The organism is Acidaminococcus sp., from assembly GCF_057597765.1.
This window is the reverse complement of sequence record NZ_DBMBXK010000013.1, coordinates 1-15,410: the sequence shown is the minus strand read 5'-3', so window position 1 is coordinate 15,410 and position 15,410 is coordinate 1. Positions and strand designations below refer to the sequence as shown.

Here is a 15,410-nt window from a genome sequence, read left to right as displayed (position 1 = left end):
GACGGCAGGGAGGATTTTTTCGGAGGAAATTGGGAAAAGGGGCAGGGACGCTTTTCCGTCTCACGCAGAAGGAGACCATCTGCCGGAGGCGGATGGTCATGAGCTGACAGTCACTAGTCTCTAGTCTCTAGCGGCAGGAGGGAACCCACCGGGGCGGTTTCCTGGGAACGGATAAAAACCGGAGGCCGGGACGGGCGGGCCTGTGGCCCGCCCCTACAACCTTGGGGTCGGATGTTGGATACAACGGTCACAGGAACGGATTTTTTGACAACCCCGTTTCTCTGATTTCCTGCTGGTCCTCTGCCCCCAACGTGGTAGGGGCTGCCCGCAGGGAAGCCCATCCCGGCCTACGGTTTTTTACGTTCAAAGGCAGATGCGCAGCATCTGGCATCCGACTTTCAGGGGGACACATCTGGATGCCTTGGTTACGGGACAACATCGGGTGTTGTCGCTCCTGGGGTGGAGCACGCGGGCGATGGGGTCCGGCTTCCTGGTCCGTAGCCGCTGCCTTTGACCGTCAGGGCAAGGCGATAGGCTGTGAGCCTCCCGCCAGGGACGAACGGGTCTGCCCTCCCGGCGGAGAGCCCTTGCGGGTGGAAGAGTATAGGAGGACTTTTCCCCTCTGGGAGGCCGGGACGGGTTTGCCTGCGGCGAAACCCCTACGTCGTCGACCTCAAAGCAACGATAAAAAATTTTTGACACCATTTCTGAATAACTATACGGCGATGAAGGATTCACCGAGAACTTGTTGACACATACTTCAGATACATGGAAACGGCTTGCCCCTGGCAGATTGTGCTATAATATTCTGTATAAACAGTTTTTTTGCTCCAACCGTCTGCAGTTTCTGTCTGAAAGGGAGGAAGATATCGTGGGACTCAGGAAATTCAGCTTTAATTTTGGCAGGACCACCCAGGAAGTGGAACTGCCGGAGGAACGGATCAGCAGCATCATCGAAGGCCGTCCGGTGCCGGCGGTGGATGTGGAGCAGGCCACCCTGGAGGCCATGCGCCATCCCATCGGCTGCCGGCCTCTCCAGGAAATGTTCGGGAAAGGGGACAAGGTCTGCCTGGTCATCGCCGATGTGACCCGTTCCTGGAACCGGTCTTCTGAATATGTGATCCATGTGGTCAATGAACTGAACCTGGCCGGGGTGCCGGATGAGGACATGTACATTGTCTTTGCCCAGGGAACCCACCGGGAGCAGACTCCGGAGGAAAATGTCCGGGTGGTGGGCGAAGAAGTGGCCCGGCGGATCCGGATGTACCAGCACCACTGCCGGAACAACGATGAACTGACCTGTGTGGGGACCACCCGGTTCGGGACCCGTGTGATGCTGAACAAGCGGGTGGTGGAAGCGGACAAGATCGTGATCATCGACGGCATCACCGCCCATCTTTTTGCCGGCTATGGGGGCGGCCGGAAACTGCTCCTGCCCGGGGTGGCCGGCTGGGATACCATCCAGGAGAACCACTGCCATGCCCTGGCGGACCATTTTGGGGACGGCATCAACCCCAAGACCCGGAACGGAGTACTCCAGGACAACCCGGTGAACTACGATATGCTGGATGCCATGGAGATGGTCAAGCCCACGTTCCTGGTCCATTCCATCATCAACAATGAAGGGAAAATCTGCCGCATGGTGGCCGGTGATCCCTACCAGGCCTGGCTGGAAGGGACCCGGATCTGCCATGACAACCAAGCGGTCTCTTTCAAGGCCCGGGCGGATGTGACCTTTGCCTGTGCCGGGGGCTATCCCAAGGATGTATCCCTGTATCAGGGCTGCAAATGCTATGATCCGGCAGATGTGACCACCAAACCGGGGGGCATCATCATCGCCATCATGGAGGCCAGTGACCTGTACGAACCGCCGGAATATCTTGGCAGTTTCAAGTATGACAGCGAGAAGGACATGGAAAAGGCCCTGCGGGAGAATTTCAGCATTCCCTTCTTTGTGGCGTTCAACCTGTTCTGCATGACCCACCGGTACACCATCTACCTGGTGACGAAAAAGGAGAATTTCGACGCCATCCGGAAGACCAATCAGATCCCCTGCGCCACGGTGGCCGAAGCCTGGGAAAAGGCCCAGGCCCAGCTGGCCCGGGAGGGGAAGAAGGACTATACCCTGAACCTCATCCCTCACTGCGGAGGGGTCATCGCGGAGGAGCCGGAGAAATAGATGAAAAACTCTTCATCTTCCCTTCATTTCCCCCGTTTACAATCGTTAGTATTATCTAACGAGGGGGCAGATCATAATCAATCGGCCAGTGACCAGTGACCGTTGACCAGTGACAAAAGGGACTGTGAAAAAATGATTTCTCATTTTTTCACAGTCCCTTTTGTCATTTCTTCGCATTCTTCGTCATTTCGTCGGTGGCGGTGCGGATGATGGCGGCCAGCAGGGTGTCGGAATCGTATTCCGTGCTGGTCCGTGCATCGGTGACCTGGTAGATGGCCTGACCGTTCTTGGTGGCCAGGAAGGTGACGCCTGCGTAAGCGGTTTCCCCCTTGGCCAGCTTGTTCCCTTTCCGGGCAGCGGGCTCGGTACCGTCAGCGGTCTCGATCCCCACCGGGTTCACCTGGACCTGGAGGGTGATGGTGTTCCGGAGCTTCTTGTCCGGCAGCATCACCGGGTTGCTGTATACGGTGACCCCTTCTTTCTTGAAGTCCCGCTGGAGGGTCAGCAGGGTCTTCCGGACCGCATCGTCGTCCCGGGTAAAGGCGGGATGGGCTTTCCGGAAGTCCGTATCCTGCCGGGAAAGATCCTTCAGATACACGACTTTCACATTTTTAAAAGCAAAGGTGCTGCTCTTCCAGCCGCTGCGTTCCGCGCCTGCCGTCAGGGGCAGGGCCAGCAGAGTCAGGAGCAGGGTGGCCATAGCCAGGAATTTTTTCATGGGTGTTCCTCCTCTTAGGTTCTGTCTTCCCATTTTACAACGGATGGGGACAGCTTTCAACGGCTTTTCGTTTTGACTAACCTGGGGAATCGGGCTATAATTTGTAGAGTTATCTTGTATCCGCTGTGGGTACAGTGCAGGAAACGGAGGAAATCCTATGCCAATACCTCTTGTGGTGTGGGCGGCTGCCGGGATCGGCGCTGCCGGACTGAAACTGTATAAAAGTGCCACCAGCTCTGAAAACATGGTGAAAAATGCCATTGAACGGTATAATGAAGAAAGGTTCAAGTTCTACAAGGTGCTGGAGCAGCTGACTCCGGAAGTGGAAGAACTGGGCCGTCTGAAGCTCCATATCTGGGGCTGCTACGACAAGGTCTTTGCCATCCTGGACAAGATCGAGAACAAACCGGGCCATTATACCTACAAGACCCATAAGAATCTCCATCTGCTGCCCCAGGATGTGCGGAAGCTGAAACGGATCCGCCGGGTGGTGGACCGGATCCAGGAAAAGAAACTGGATACGGAAGGCACCGGGATGCTGACGGTGGTGGCTCTCCAGGGGGGAGCGGCCAGTTCCTACAGCCAGTCGGAACTGGAACGGGACGAGGCCAAGCTGGTGATGGAACAGATCATGGACCAGCCTCTGTACACTTCAGAAGTGACGGCCCTGGATGAAATGAGCGTGCTGGAATCCATCATGTGCTTCCCCAAGGTGCTGCGGCCCGGGTATTTTTCCGACAAGGACGGGTCCAAAATGACCAAGGATGAGGCGGTCCATTTCAAGACGGATACGGATACCCAGTCCCTGCTCCTGGCGGATGCGGAGGCCCGGGGGGAACGGCTGCTGGAAGTGGTCCGCCATGTGTACAAGACCACCGAGACCCTGAAAAATGAACAGCGGGAGCAGATCCAGTTCTTCCAGCGGCTGCTCCTGGAAAAGACCGATTACCAGACATTTACCCTGGAGGAAAAGGACCGTCTGAACTTCCTGGTGGCCCTGGGCTTTGTGCTCCGGGAACTGGCACGGACGGATATTGTGCTGAAAAACGGCAGCATGGCCATCCTGAACCGAAGCGGCCTGCGGGTGCCCCTGGGCAAGGCCCAGGACCTGCTGCCCATGGAAAACCTGGCTCTTTTGGATGAGAACGACTAATTGTGGGGAGGAACCATCATGATCAGTACCAAAGCGTTTAAAGCCTATGACATCCGGGGCATCGTCCCCAGCGAAGTGAACGAAGACCTGGCTTACCGGCTGGGACGGGCCCTGGCCTGGAAGCTCCAGGCCAAAGAACTGGTGGTGGGCCATGACATCCGGCTCAGCGGACCGGCCCTCAGCGAAGCGGCGGTAAAGGGCATGCGGGATGCCGGGGCCAATGTCCAGGATCTGGGCCAGTGCGGCACGGAAATGATCTATTTCGCCACCGCCCACCTGAAAACCGATGGGGGTATGATGATCACCGCCAGCCACAACCCCAAGGACTACAATGGCATGAAGCTGGTCCGTTCCGAAGCCCGGCCCATTTCTGCGGATACGGGGCTGAAGGACCTGGCGGAACTGGTGGCAGCGGAAGACTTCGAGACCCGGGTGCCCAAGGCGGCGGAACCGGGAACCTACAAAAAAGTGGATATCGTCCCCAGCTATGTGGACCATCTTCTTTCCTATATCAATGTAAAGAGCCTGCTGCCTCTCAAGATCGTGGCCAACCCGGGGAACGGGGGCGCCGGTCCCATTGTGAAGGAACTGGCAAAGCACCTGCCCTGCCAGTTCATCATGATTAATGATACCCCGGACGGCACTTTCCCCAACGGGGTGCCCAACCCGCTCTTGCCGGAAAACCGGGCAGCCACCTCGGACGCTGTGAAAAAGAACGGGGCCGACCTGGGGATTGCCTGGGACGGGGACTTCGACCGGTGCTTCTTCTTTGACGAAAACGGCCGGTTCATCGAAGGGTATTATCTGGTGGGGCTCTTTGCCCAGTACTTCCTCCAGAAGCATCCCGGCAGCAAGATTCTTTACGATCCCCGGCTCACCTGGAATACGGAAGACATCATTGCCCGGTACGACGGCCAGCCGGTACGGTGCAAGAGCGGCCACGCCTTCATCAAGGAATGCATGCGCCGGCAGGGTGTGCTGTACGGGGGCGAAATGAGCGCCCACCATTATTTCCGGGATTTCTCCTACTGCGACAGCGGGATGATCCCCTGGCTGCTGCTGATCTCCCTTCTGTCCACTTCCGGCATGACCCTGTCCCAGCTGGTGGATGCCCGGATCAGCGAGTATCCCTGCAGCGGGGAAATCAACCTGAAGGTGAAGGATGCGGACGAAGTGCTGGAACGGCTGTCCAAGCATTTCCGTTCCGGGATCCAGGACCGGATGGACGGGCTCAGCGTGGTGTACAATGAATGGCGGTTCAACCTGCGGAAATCCAACACGGAACCGGTGGTGCGGCTGAATGTGGAAACCCGGGGGGACAAGGATCTGCTGAAACAGAAGACCCGGGAAATGCTGGATCTGATCGGCGGAGAAAGAGCATAGGAGGCAAAACGGATGAATGTACTGGTAACAGGGGGAGCCGGCTATATCGGCTCCTATGTGGTGGAAGAACTGACGGCCAACGGATATACGCCCATTGTCTATGACAATTTCAGCACCGGCCATGTGGATGCGGTGTCGGACAAGGTCCAGCTCATCGAAGGGGATATCCATGACTTCAACTTCCTGAAGCATATCCTGGGGGAATATGAAATCGACGGGGTCCTCCATTTTGCGGCCAGCAGCCAGGTGGGAGAATCCATGGTGAATCCGGGGAAATACTACTACAACAATGTGGCCGGCACCCTGGGGCTTTTGGATGCCATGCGGGAAGCGGGAGTGGAACAGCTGGTGTTCTCTTCCACAGCGGCTGTCTACGGGGAACCGGCCCAGGTGCCCATTACGGAAGACATGCCTCTCCAGCCCACCAATGTGTACGGCCGGACCAAGCTGATGATCGAAAAGATGATGGAAGACTACAGCCATGCCTACGGCCTGCGCTATGTGGCCCTCCGGTACTTCAACGCCGCCGGGGCGTCCCTTCTGGGGAACATCGGGGAAGACCACCGGCCGGAGACCCATCTGATCCCTCTCATTATCCAGGCGGCCCTGGGCCAGCGGGAAAGCGTGTCCATTTTCGGCACGGATTATCCCACTCCTGACGGCACCTGCCTCCGGGACTACATCCATGTGAAGGATCTGGCCAGCGCCCATGTACTGGCCATGGACCATCTCCGGAACGGCGGGGACTGCCGGACGTACAACCTGGGAACGGAAAACGGCTTTTCCGTCCGGGAAATCATCGACGCGGTGAAGAAGGTCACGGGACGGAACTTTACAGTGAAGGAAGAGGCCCGGCGGGCAGGAGACCCGGCGAAACTGATCGCCTCTTCGGAAAAAATCAAGAAGGAGCTCCATTGGGAGCCCAAGCACAGCCAGATCGAAGAAATCGTGGAAACCGCCTGGCGGTGGCATGAAGGGCATCCCAAAGGATACGAGAAATAAGGAGTATGGATATTTTGGTGACCGTGGACGGCCTGAAAAAAAGTTTCGGCGTCCACGATATTTTTCAGAATGTAAGCTTTACCATCCGCCAGGGAGAAAAAGTGGGCCTGGTGGGGGTCAACGGCAGCGGGAAGACCACCCTGCTCCGGTGTCTGCTGAACCCGGATTTCGCCGACGGAGGGTCGGTGAAGTTCGCCGGGGAACTGCGGCTGGGGTATGTGGAACAGGGGTTTGACGACTTCCGGGAGGAAACGGTCCGGGAGTTCATGCAGCACGCCTGTCCGGATATCCTGGACCTGCGGGAGAAGATGCGCCGGCTGGAGGAAGCCAGCGGCCGGGCCCAGGGAGAAGAGCTCCAGGGGATCCTGGACCAGTATGCCCGGACGGAAAGCCGGTATGCCCATCTGGACGGATACCATTACGAAAGCAACATCAAACGGGTGCTGCTGGGGCTGGGGTATCCGGAAGACACCTGGCAGTGGCGGGCGGACAAGCTGTCCGGGGGACAGAAGACCCGGCTCCAGCTGGCGGCGGCCCTGGTGAATTCTCCGGACATGCTGATCCTGGACGAACCCACCAACCACCTGGACATCGTCATGAGCGAATGGCTGGAAAAGTACCTCCGGGAATTCCGGGGCGGAGTGCTGGTGATTTCCCATGACCGGGCCTTCCTGGACAATGTGGTGGAAGAGATCCTGGAAATGGAAGGGGGCACGATCCACCGGTTCAAGGGGAACTATTCCCGGTATCTGGAACAGAAGGAAATCCAGGTGCTGACCCAGACCCGGGCCTATGAGGCCCAGCAGGAATACATCGCCCGGCAGGAGGCCTACATCCGCCGGTTCAAGGCGGGGATCAAGAGCAAGATGGCCCGGGGCCGCCAGTCCCAGCTGGATCGGCTGGAGCGGATCGACGCCCCGGTCCAGGAGGAAGAGTTCCAGCTGCGGCTGCCCCATGCGGCGGAGTGTGCGGAAAAGGTGATCATGCTGGAACACCTGGATGTGGGGTATCCCCAGCATCTCCTGCTCCAGGATGTGGACCTGACCCTGCGCCGGGGAGAAAAGGTGGCCATCATCGGCCCCAACGGCTGCGGGAAATCCACCCTGCTGAAGACCATCCTCCAGGAACTGCCGCCTCTCAAAGGAGAGGCACGGATCGGGAACCGGGTGAAGATCGGCTATTTCTCCCAGAGCTATGAACGGCTGGACGAGAAACAGACCATTATGGAGAACTTCCTGACGGAATACGGGCTCACCGACGAACAGACCCGCCGTCTCCTGGGGAGCATGATGTTCCACGGGGAGGATGTGTTCAAGGTGATCGGGACCCTGTCCGGGGGCCAGAAGGCCCGGCTGGTGCTGCTGAAGCTGGTGCTGGACGGGGCCAACTGCCTGCTCCTGGACGAACCCACCAACCATCTGGACATCGCCGCCAAGGAGGCGGTGGAAGCGGCCCTGGAAACCTTTGACGGCACCGTGCTCCTGGTAAGCCACGACCGGTATCTGGTGAACGAGGTGGCCGGCCGGATCTGGGCGGTGGAAGAAGGCCATGTGACCGATTACAAAGGGAACTACGACTTCTATCTGGAAGAACGGGACAAGAACCGGAGCCGGGAAGGACAAACGGCTCCGGCGGTACCGGCTGCCTCCCGGAAGGAAGAAAAGCCGGCGCCCCAGGGAGCACAGGAACCGGCGGCCGCCAAACCGGCAGCCCCGGCGCCCCCTGCGGAAAAGAAAACGGAAAAGAAGCCCTACAGCCCGGCGGAAGCCCAGAAGCTGCTGCCCCAGGTGGAACTGAAGATCCGGGAATATGAAGCTCTCCAGAAGGTGCTCAGCGACAAGATCGCCGACCCGGCCAACCAGCAGGACCTGGAAACCAGCACCAGACTGGCGGAAGAGTACGCGGAACAGGACAAGATCCTGGACGGGCTTATGGAAAAATGGGAAAAACTCATGGAGTCACTGGAATGACAATCGACGAATTTCTGCATGCTCTGCAGCAGTTCCATGGGGACGGCTGCTTCAATCCCTGGGGGGAGTATGATCCCTCCTGCGATATTGGACCGGAAGCTCCGGTGATCCGGTCCGCCAATTTCCGCCGGTACCTCCAGCTCCGGCAACAGGCCCGGTTCCTGTTCATTGCGGAAGGGCTGGGATACCAGGGGGGCCATTTTTCCGGCATGGCCATGACCAGCGAACGGATCCTCCTGGGCCACCATCCTGCAGTGCGGCCGGAGGTGGTGCTGGGAGAAGGCTGGGATTACCGGCGGACCAGCAATCCGGACAGCCCTCTTTTGAACCGGAAACAGAAGGAGGAAGGGTTCAACGAACCCACCGCCACCATTATGTGGGGAGAACTGGCGGCCCAGGGGCTGGCTCCCTTCCAGACCATTTTGTGGAACATTTTCCCCTTCCATCCCTACAAGCCTTCCGGGATCCTCACCAACCGGACTCCCACGGGATTGGAACTGGATCAGGGGATCCGCTATGCCCGGATGCTCCTGGACCTGGTGCCCGGGCTCCAGGTGATCGCCATCGGACGGAAAAGCGCCGGTACCCTGGAGAAATACGGGGTGCCCTGTGCGGCGGTGCCCCATCCCTCCATGGGCGGGGCCAACCGGTTCCGGGCGGCGGTAGGGGCTCTTTTTGCCCAACCGAGGTGAAACTATGACCAAAAGTACCTTAGCATCCATGAGCAAGGAACAGGTGCTGAAAATCGCCCTGACCGCCGGAAAGATCCTGCTGGTCAGCGGGGCAGAGACCTACCGGGTGGAGGACACCATGCTGCGGATCTGCCACGAGGGAGGCATGAACACCATTGCGGCCTTCTGCACCCCTTCCCTGATCATGATCGGGGAGGAGACCATGGAAGGGGCCAGCCTCATGTACCGGGTGACCCACCGGGGGACGGATCTGACCCTCATCAGCGAAGTGAACGACATGAGCTTCCACATGCCCACCTGGGGAAAGAGCTTCCAGGACACCATGGCCATCCTGGAGGAAAAGACCATGCGGAAACCCCGTCCGGCCCGGGAGGAGATCTTCTGGTCCGGCCTGGCCGGGGCTTTCTTCGCCGTGGTACTGGGGGGCGGATACCTGGAATTTTTGGCAGCCCTGCTGGGGTCCCTGCTTTCCATGGCCTTTGTGAAGGCGGTGTCTCCCTTCCGGCCCAGCAGCTTCTGGGAGACCACCATGGCCGGGGCCATTATCTGTCTTACGGTGGTATTGTTCCGGATGGCCTGTCCGGACCTTGTGATGGAACTGGCCATTGCCGGGGGCGTGATGCCCTACCTGCCGGGGATGGCCTTTACCAACGGGATCCGGGATTTCATGGCCGGAGACCTGCTCAGCGGCACCTGCCGGGCCGGGGAAGCCATTTTCCTGGTGGGCGGGGTGGCCATCGGCATCGCCACCGTCCTGGGCATACTGTACATGTAGGAGGCTTTTATGCCGCTGGCAGCAACCATTTTCATCAAAACCGTATTTTCCTTTTTCGCCACCGTGGCCTTCGGCAAACTGTTCAAATGCCCGGAAAGCTGCCTGTACAAGGCGGGGTTCGTGGGTATGGTGGGCTTCGGGGTGTACATTATCCTGTTGAGCGGCTTCGGCCTCAGCTCCATGCTCAGCAACTTTGCCGGCACTGTGGCCCTTTCCATCTGCAGCGAGATCTTTGCCCGCTGGTACCGGCAGCCGGTGCCCATCTTCTCCATTCCGGGGATCATCCCCCTGGTGCCCGGACTGCCCTTGTACCGGGCCATGAACTACACCATGCTCAATGCCTACAGCCTGGGGATGCACACCTTTGTGTCCGCCGCCCTGGATGCCACAGCCATTGCCATGGGGATCCTGCTGGTGTCCGGCCTGGCCAAGGTGTACAAGACCAGCAAGAAGATGGTCCGGGACAAACGTCGGCACGGCCGTTGAGGAAAATCGGAAGACTGGCTATAATACAGACAGGAAATGTGAAGGAGGAATGCCCAATGGCAGTATTCACGAAACGAGAAAAACAGGTGGTCAACAATCCAGGGACCGGGACCATCGAAAAGGAAATCCTCATGGACCCGTCCGCTTTCCAGGGGAACAATGACCTGTTCGCCCAGATCACCCTGCATCCGGGCTGTGCCGTCCCTGTCCATCAGCATCTGGGGAACAATGAGACCTACTACCTGCTCCAGGGAGAAGGGGAATACACCGACGAGGACAAGAAGTTGACCGTAAAGGCCGGGGACGTGACCTTCTGCGCCGACGGAGGCACCCACGGCCTGAAGAACACCGGCAAGGAGGATCTGGTGTTCATCGCTCTGATCTGCAATACGCCGGGGTATAAGAGATAAGGATTGTCAATAGTCGGCTGCCAACGGTCAGCGGCCGGAGGAGGAAACCCGCTTTTGGCGGGTTTCTTTTTTTGTAAAAAAAATGTGAACTCTTGTATAAAAAATGCATTTTTTTCGGCTGAATTGACCTTAAATCTGCGAAAATTTCCCTGCTTTACTGCGGTACCAGTGTCCGGGAAGCGAGGAAATTTCCCCTTGCTTACACTAAAAGAAACGCACGGAACTGTGTAAAGAAAGAAGCGCATAAAATGTGGCCGAAAACCGAAAAAAATCCCGAAAAAATATTGACATTGGCTGTCAGTAATGTTACAATACCACAGTGTCACAGAGGGGTAGTATGTCTTTTGGAGGTGTCAAATGTTTCTCGCAGACGTAAAAAACGGTTCGCCGGTTGTAGTCGGTGTGAAGCAGTCCCAAAAGGCCATTGCCCGGGATCGGGCCGCAGGAGTCCTGATCGCCCGGGATGCGGATGACCATGTAACAGGGCCTGTCAGGGACCTGTGTGAAGCCAAGGGCATCACAGTGGAAACTGTGGATACCATGCTGGAACTCGGCAAGGCCTGCGGCATCCATGTGGGAGCTTCCGTAGCCGCTGTGCTCAAAACCCGGTAGAATCTGCCGGAAACGGCAGATCTTCATAATCATTAAATCTTATTCTCGAGAAAGGAGGTGCCGGAATGCCTACAATCAACCAATTGGTTCGTAAAGGTAGACAAGTTATTACTCAAAAATCCACGGCGCCAGCATTGAAAAATTCACCGCAAAAACGCGGTGTCTGCACGAGAGTGTACACCACCACTCCGAAAAAACCTAACTCTGCTCTGCGGAAGGTTGCCCGTGTCCGTCTGACCAATGGGATTGAAGTCACTGCTTACATTCCTGGTATTGGCCACAATCTGCAGGAACACTCCGTTGTCCTGATCAGAGGCGGAAGAGTCAAGGATCTTCCCGGTGTTCGTTATCACATCATTCGCGGCGCATTGGATACCGCCGGTGTTGCTGACCGCAACCAGGGCCGTTCCAAATACGGTGCAAAACGCCCGAAAGCAGCCAAGAAATAAGCTGCCTGCTGTAGAATGAGACAATAACGAAGGAGGAAATACAGATGCCGAGAAAAGGTCCTGTAACCAAAAGAGACGTATTACCGGATCCAGTATATGGTTCCAAACTGTTAACCAGATTCATCAACAAAATTATGCTCGACGGCAAAAAAGGTGTTGCTGAGCGTATCGTATATGACGCATTCGATCTGATCCATTCCAAGACCGGGAAGGATCCCATGGAAGTGTTCGACGCTGCCATGAAGAACGTAATGCCTGTCCTGGAAGTAAAAGCACGCCGGGTGGGCGGTGCCAACTACCAGGTTCCTGTGGAAGTCAGAGCTGACCGGAAAACCACTCTGGGTATCCGGTGGCTGGTCAACTATTCCCGCCTGCGCGGTGAAAAGACCATGTGCGAACGGGTTGCCGGCGAACTGATGGATGCCGCCAACAACACCGGCGCTTCCGTGAAGAAACGTGAAGACACGCACAAGATGGCTGAAGCAAACAGAGCTTTTGCTCACTATCGTTGGTAAGATTCCTTAAGGAGGAGTAATTCGTGGGTAGAGAGTTTCCCTTAGATAAAATTAGAAACATCGGTATCATGGCTCACATCGATGCCGGTAAAACTACGACCACGGAACGTATCCTGTTCTACACCGGCAAGACGCACAAGATCGGTGAAGTTCATGATGGGGCTGCCACCATGGACTGGATGGTCCAGGAACAAGAACGTGGTATTACGATTACTTCCGCTGCTACGACCTGCCATTGGAAAGGCCATTCCATTAACATCATCGACACCCCGGGGCACGTTGACTTCACCGTTGAAGTAGAACGTTCCCTGCGTGTACTGGATGGCTCTGTGGCTGTATTCAGCGCCAAAGGCGGTGTTGAACCCCAGTCCGAAACCGTATGGCGTCAGGCGGAAGAATACAACGTCCCCCGTATCGCTTATGTAAACAAGATGGATACCACCGGGGCTGACTTCTTCAACGTAATCCAGATGATGAAAGACCGTCTGGGTGCCAACGCAGTTGCCATTCAGGTTCCCATGGGCGCCGAAGACAGCTTCGTAGGCCTGATCGACCTGGTAAAGATGCAGGCCATCATTTACGGGGACAAGCTGGGCAAGGATGAAGAATTCGAACCCATCCCTGAAGAATACGTGGAAGAAGCCCAGAAATACCGCCAGATCCTGCTGGAAGCCGTTGCGGAAAGCGACGACGACCTGATGGAAAAATATCTGGAAGGTGAAGATCTGACCGAAGAAGAAATCAAAGGCGCCATCCGGAAGATGACCTGCCAGTGCAAGCTCTTCCCTGTGACCTGCGGTTCTTCCTACAAGAACAAAGGCGTACAGCCGCTGCTGGATGCCATCATCGACTACATGCCCTCTCCTCTGGATGTACCCGCCATCAAAGGGACCAACCCGGAAACCGGGGAAGAAGAAGAACGACCTTCCGATGACAACGCTCCTTTCGCAGCTCTGGCCTTCAAGATCGCTACCGACCCCTATGTGGGCCGTCTGGCATTCTTCAGAGTGTACTCCGGTACCCTGACCGCCGGCTCCTATGTCTACAACTCCAACAAAGACAAGAGAGAACGGATCGGCCGTATCCTGCGGATGCACTCCAACCACAGAACGGAAATCGAAGAAGTATTTGCCGGGGACATTGCTGCTGCCGTAGGTCTGAAAGACACCGGTACCGGTGATACCCTGTGCGACGATAAAGCTCCCATCATCCTGGAATCCATGGTGTTCCCTGAACCGGTTATCTCCGTGGCCATCGAACCCAAGACCAAGGCTGACCAGGAAAAAATGGGCATCGCCCTGGGCAAGCTGGCTGAAGAAGACCCCACCTTCCGTGTCCGCACGGATCCGGAATCTTCCCAGACCATCATCTCCGGGATGGGCGAACTTCACCTGGACATCATCGTTGACCGGCTGAAGAGAGAATTCCATGTAGACTGCACCGTGGGCAACCCGCAGGTAGCTTACAGAGAAACCATCCGCAAGGAAGTGGAAAGCCAGGGTAAATTCGTACGGCAGTCCGGTGGTAAAGGGCAGTACGGCGATTGCTGGCTGAAACTGACTCCGCTGCAGCCGGGCGAAGGCTTCAAGTTCGAAAACAAGATCGTTGGCGGTGCCATTCCCAAGGAATACATCGCTCCTGTTGAAGCCGGTGTCAAGGAAGCTATGGAAAACGGTGTCATCGCCGGGTATCCCATGGTGGATATCGGAGTTACCGTGTTCGACGGCTCCTACCACGAAGTCGACTCCTCTGAAATGGCATTTAAGATTGCCGGTTCCATGGGCTTCAAGAATGGTGCCCTGAAAGCAAACCCTGTTCTGCTGGAACCGTACATGAAAGTGGAAGTCACCATCCCTGAAGAGTACATGGGCGACGTTATCGGCGACCTGAACTCCCGCCGGGGCCGCATCGAAGGCATGGAAGCAAGAAGCGGTGCACAGGTTATCACGGCTTATGTTCCCCTGTCCGAAATGTTCGGGTATGCAACGGACCTGCGTTCCAAGACCCAGGGCCGCGGCAACTACTCCATGGAAGTAGACCATTACGAAGAAGTTCCCAAGAACATCGCGGAAGCGATCATTGCCAAAAATAAGGGAACCGCACAGGACTAATGTCCTGGCATCACTAGGAGGATATCACAATGGCTAAAGAGAAATTTGAAAGAACCAAACCCCATGTTAACATTGGTACCATTGGTCACGTCGATCACGGCAAGACGACCCTGACTGCGGCTATCACCAAAGTCCTGTCCGAAACTCCGGGCTGCAAAGCCACTTTCGAAGCTTATGCCGATATCGATAAGGCTCCGGAAGAAAGAGAACGTGGGATTACCATCAACACCGCTCACGTTGAATACGAAACCGAAACCAGACACTATGCACACGTTGACTGCCCGGGGCACGCTGACTATGTAAAGAACATGATCACCGGTGCTGCTCAGATGGACGGTGCCATCCTGGTTGTTTCCGCTGCTGACGGCCCCATGCCTCAGACCCGTGAACACATCCTGCTGGCCCGCCAGGTTGGCGTACCTGCCATCGTAGTGTTCCTGAACAAATCCGACCAAGTTGACGATCCTGAACTGATCGAACTGGTTGAAATGGAAGTCCGTGACCTGCTGAGCCAGTACGGCTATCCTGGAGACGAAGTGCCCATCGTTGTGGGTTCCGCTCTGAAAGCCCTGGAAGGGGACAAAGAACAGGAAGACAACATCCGGAAACTGATGAAGGCTGTTGACGAATACATTCCTACTCCTGTCCATGACCTGGCAAAACCGTTCCTGATGCCTATCGAAGACGTGTTCACCATCACTGGCCGTGGTACCGTAGCTACTGGCCGTGTGGAACGTGGCGTGATCAAAGTTGGGGACACTGTTGAAATCGTTGGTCTGTCCGACGAAAAGAAACAGTCCGTAGCTACCGGTCTGGAAATGTTCCGGAAGACCCTGGATCAGGCTGAAGCCGGTGACAACATCGGCTGCCTGCTGCGTGGTATCGACCGTACCGAAATCGAAAGAGGTCAGGTACTGGCCAAACCGGGCACCATCCATCCTCATACCAAATTCAA

General features: G+C 56.7%; 15 protein-coding genes. 14 read left to right on the top strand and 1 reads right to left on the bottom strand.

From position 1 onward, the window contains the following. Positions 1 to 871: 871 nt before the first annotated feature. On the top strand, positions 872 to 2,179 hold the full coding sequence (gene larAH10, locus ACZOF8_RS08880; RefSeq protein ID WP_022486822.1) for an NPN-dependent 2-hydroxyacid racemase, LarAH10 family: 1,308 nt from the start codon (positions 872 to 874) through the stop codon (positions 2,177 to 2,179). Between the two features lie 163 nt (positions 2,180 to 2,342). Here the strand turns inward: larAH10 and ACZOF8_RS08875 are convergent, their stop codons facing one another. Next, a complete protein-coding gene (locus ACZOF8_RS08875) occupies positions 2,343 to 2,897 on the bottom strand; it encodes a hypothetical protein (RefSeq protein WP_022486821.1) in 555 nt (184 codons plus the stop codon). A gap of 157 nt (positions 2,898 to 3,054) precedes the next feature. On the opposite strand from ACZOF8_RS08875, the gene ACZOF8_RS08870 reads away from it, so the two are divergent. From ACZOF8_RS08870 to tuf, 13 genes are all read left to right on the top strand, one after another. Continuing rightward, positions 3,055 to 4,050, top strand: coding sequence for a hypothetical protein (locus ACZOF8_RS08870; protein ID WP_022486820.1), 996 nt, complete (start codon positions 3,055 to 3,057; stop codon positions 4,048 to 4,050). 18 nt (positions 4,051 to 4,068) lie between these two features. Next, positions 4,069 to 5,433 carry a phosphohexomutase domain-containing protein gene (locus tag ACZOF8_RS08865; protein WP_022486819.1) on the top strand — a complete coding sequence of 455 codons (1,365 nt, stop codon included), beginning with the start codon at positions 4,069 to 4,071 and terminating at the stop codon, positions 5,431 to 5,433. Between the two features lie 12 nt (positions 5,434 to 5,445). Continuing rightward, positions 5,446 to 6,435 carry a UDP-glucose 4-epimerase GalE gene (galE, locus tag ACZOF8_RS08860; protein ID WP_441369034.1) on the top strand — a complete coding sequence of 330 codons (990 nt, stop codon included), beginning with the start codon at positions 5,446 to 5,448 and terminating at the stop codon, positions 6,433 to 6,435. A gap of 5 nt (positions 6,436 to 6,440) precedes the next feature. Then, entirely contained in the window at positions 6,441 to 8,405 is a 1,965-nt protein-coding gene (gene abc-f, locus ACZOF8_RS08855) for a ribosomal protection-like ABC-F family protein (RefSeq protein WP_308664156.1), read from the top strand. Beyond that, entirely contained in the window at positions 8,402 to 9,097 is a 696-nt protein-coding gene (locus tag ACZOF8_RS08850; RefSeq protein WP_308664155.1) for a uracil-DNA glycosylase, read from the top strand. The genes abc-f and ACZOF8_RS08850 overlap by 4 nt, the downstream gene beginning before the upstream one ends. 4 nt (positions 9,098 to 9,101) lie before the next feature. Continuing rightward, positions 9,102 to 9,872 carry a threonine/serine exporter family protein gene (locus ACZOF8_RS08845; RefSeq protein WP_154488470.1) on the top strand — a complete coding sequence of 257 codons (771 nt, stop codon included), beginning with the start codon at positions 9,102 to 9,104 and terminating at the stop codon, positions 9,870 to 9,872. A 9-nt stretch (positions 9,873 to 9,881) separates the two neighbouring features. Then, positions 9,882 to 10,358, top strand: a complete 477-nt coding sequence (locus tag ACZOF8_RS08840) for a threonine/serine exporter family protein (RefSeq protein WP_022486814.1) — start codon at positions 9,882 to 9,884, stop codon at positions 10,356 to 10,358. 56 nt (positions 10,359 to 10,414) lie between these two features. Beyond that, on the top strand, positions 10,415 to 10,768 hold the full coding sequence (locus ACZOF8_RS08835; RefSeq protein WP_279127710.1) for a cupin domain-containing protein: 354 nt from the start codon (positions 10,415 to 10,417) through the stop codon (positions 10,766 to 10,768). Positions 10,769 to 11,125: 357 nt separating this feature from the next. Continuing rightward, complete coding sequence (locus ACZOF8_RS08830; RefSeq protein ID WP_288311668.1) at positions 11,126 to 11,380, top strand: L7Ae/L30e/S12e/Gadd45 family ribosomal protein; 255 nt, start codon at positions 11,126 to 11,128, stop codon at positions 11,378 to 11,380. A gap of 65 nt (positions 11,381 to 11,445) precedes the next feature. Further along, a complete protein-coding gene (gene rpsL / locus ACZOF8_RS08825; protein ID WP_012939266.1) occupies positions 11,446 to 11,829 on the top strand; it encodes a 30S ribosomal protein S12 in 384 nt (127 codons plus the stop codon). A 44-nt stretch (positions 11,830 to 11,873) separates the two neighbouring features. Continuing rightward, a complete protein-coding gene (gene rpsG, locus ACZOF8_RS08820; protein ID WP_012939265.1) occupies positions 11,874 to 12,344 on the top strand; it encodes a 30S ribosomal protein S7 in 471 nt (156 codons plus the stop codon). A 23-nt stretch (positions 12,345 to 12,367) separates the two neighbouring features. Then, on the top strand, positions 12,368 to 14,455 hold the full coding sequence (gene fusA / locus ACZOF8_RS08815; RefSeq protein WP_022486811.1) for an elongation factor G: 2,088 nt from the start codon (positions 12,368 to 12,370) through the stop codon (positions 14,453 to 14,455). 29 nt (positions 14,456 to 14,484) lie between these two features. Beyond that, a partial coding sequence (gene tuf / locus ACZOF8_RS08810; protein ID WP_487426792.1) for an elongation factor Tu occupies positions 14,485 to 15,410 on the top strand: 926 nt, incomplete at its 3' end.

Bases quoted from the DNA above. Each gene is read 5' to 3' on its own strand.
- ACZOF8_RS08875 (WP_022486821.1), bottom strand. From the start codon at position 2,897: ATGAAAAAATTCCTGGCTATGGCCACCCTGCTCCTGACTCTGCTGGCC.
- ACZOF8_RS08870 (WP_022486820.1), top strand. From the start codon at position 3,055: ATGCCAATACCTCTTGTGGTGTGGGCGGCTGCCGGGATCGGCGCTGCC.
- ACZOF8_RS08865 (WP_022486819.1), top strand. From the start codon at position 4,069: ATGATCAGTACCAAAGCGTTTAAAGCCTATGACATCCGGGGCATCGTC.
- galE (WP_441369034.1), top strand. From the start codon at position 5,446: ATGAATGTACTGGTAACAGGGGGAGCCGGCTATATCGGCTCCTATGTG.
- abc-f (WP_308664156.1), top strand. From the start codon at position 6,441: ATGGATATTTTGGTGACCGTGGACGGCCTGAAAAAAAGTTTCGGCGTC.
- ACZOF8_RS08850 (WP_308664155.1), top strand. From the start codon at position 8,402: ATGACAATCGACGAATTTCTGCATGCTCTGCAGCAGTTCCATGGGGAC.
- ACZOF8_RS08845 (WP_154488470.1), top strand. From the start codon at position 9,102: ATGACCAAAAGTACCTTAGCATCCATGAGCAAGGAACAGGTGCTGAAA.
- ACZOF8_RS08840 (WP_022486814.1), top strand. From the start codon at position 9,882: ATGCCGCTGGCAGCAACCATTTTCATCAAAACCGTATTTTCCTTTTTC.
- ACZOF8_RS08835 (WP_279127710.1), top strand. From the start codon at position 10,415: ATGGCAGTATTCACGAAACGAGAAAAACAGGTGGTCAACAATCCAGGG.
- ACZOF8_RS08830 (WP_288311668.1), top strand. From the start codon at position 11,126: ATGTTTCTCGCAGACGTAAAAAACGGTTCGCCGGTTGTAGTCGGTGTG.
- rpsL (WP_012939266.1), top strand. From the start codon at position 11,446: ATGCCTACAATCAACCAATTGGTTCGTAAAGGTAGACAAGTTATTACT.
- rpsG (WP_012939265.1), top strand. From the start codon at position 11,874: ATGCCGAGAAAAGGTCCTGTAACCAAAAGAGACGTATTACCGGATCCA.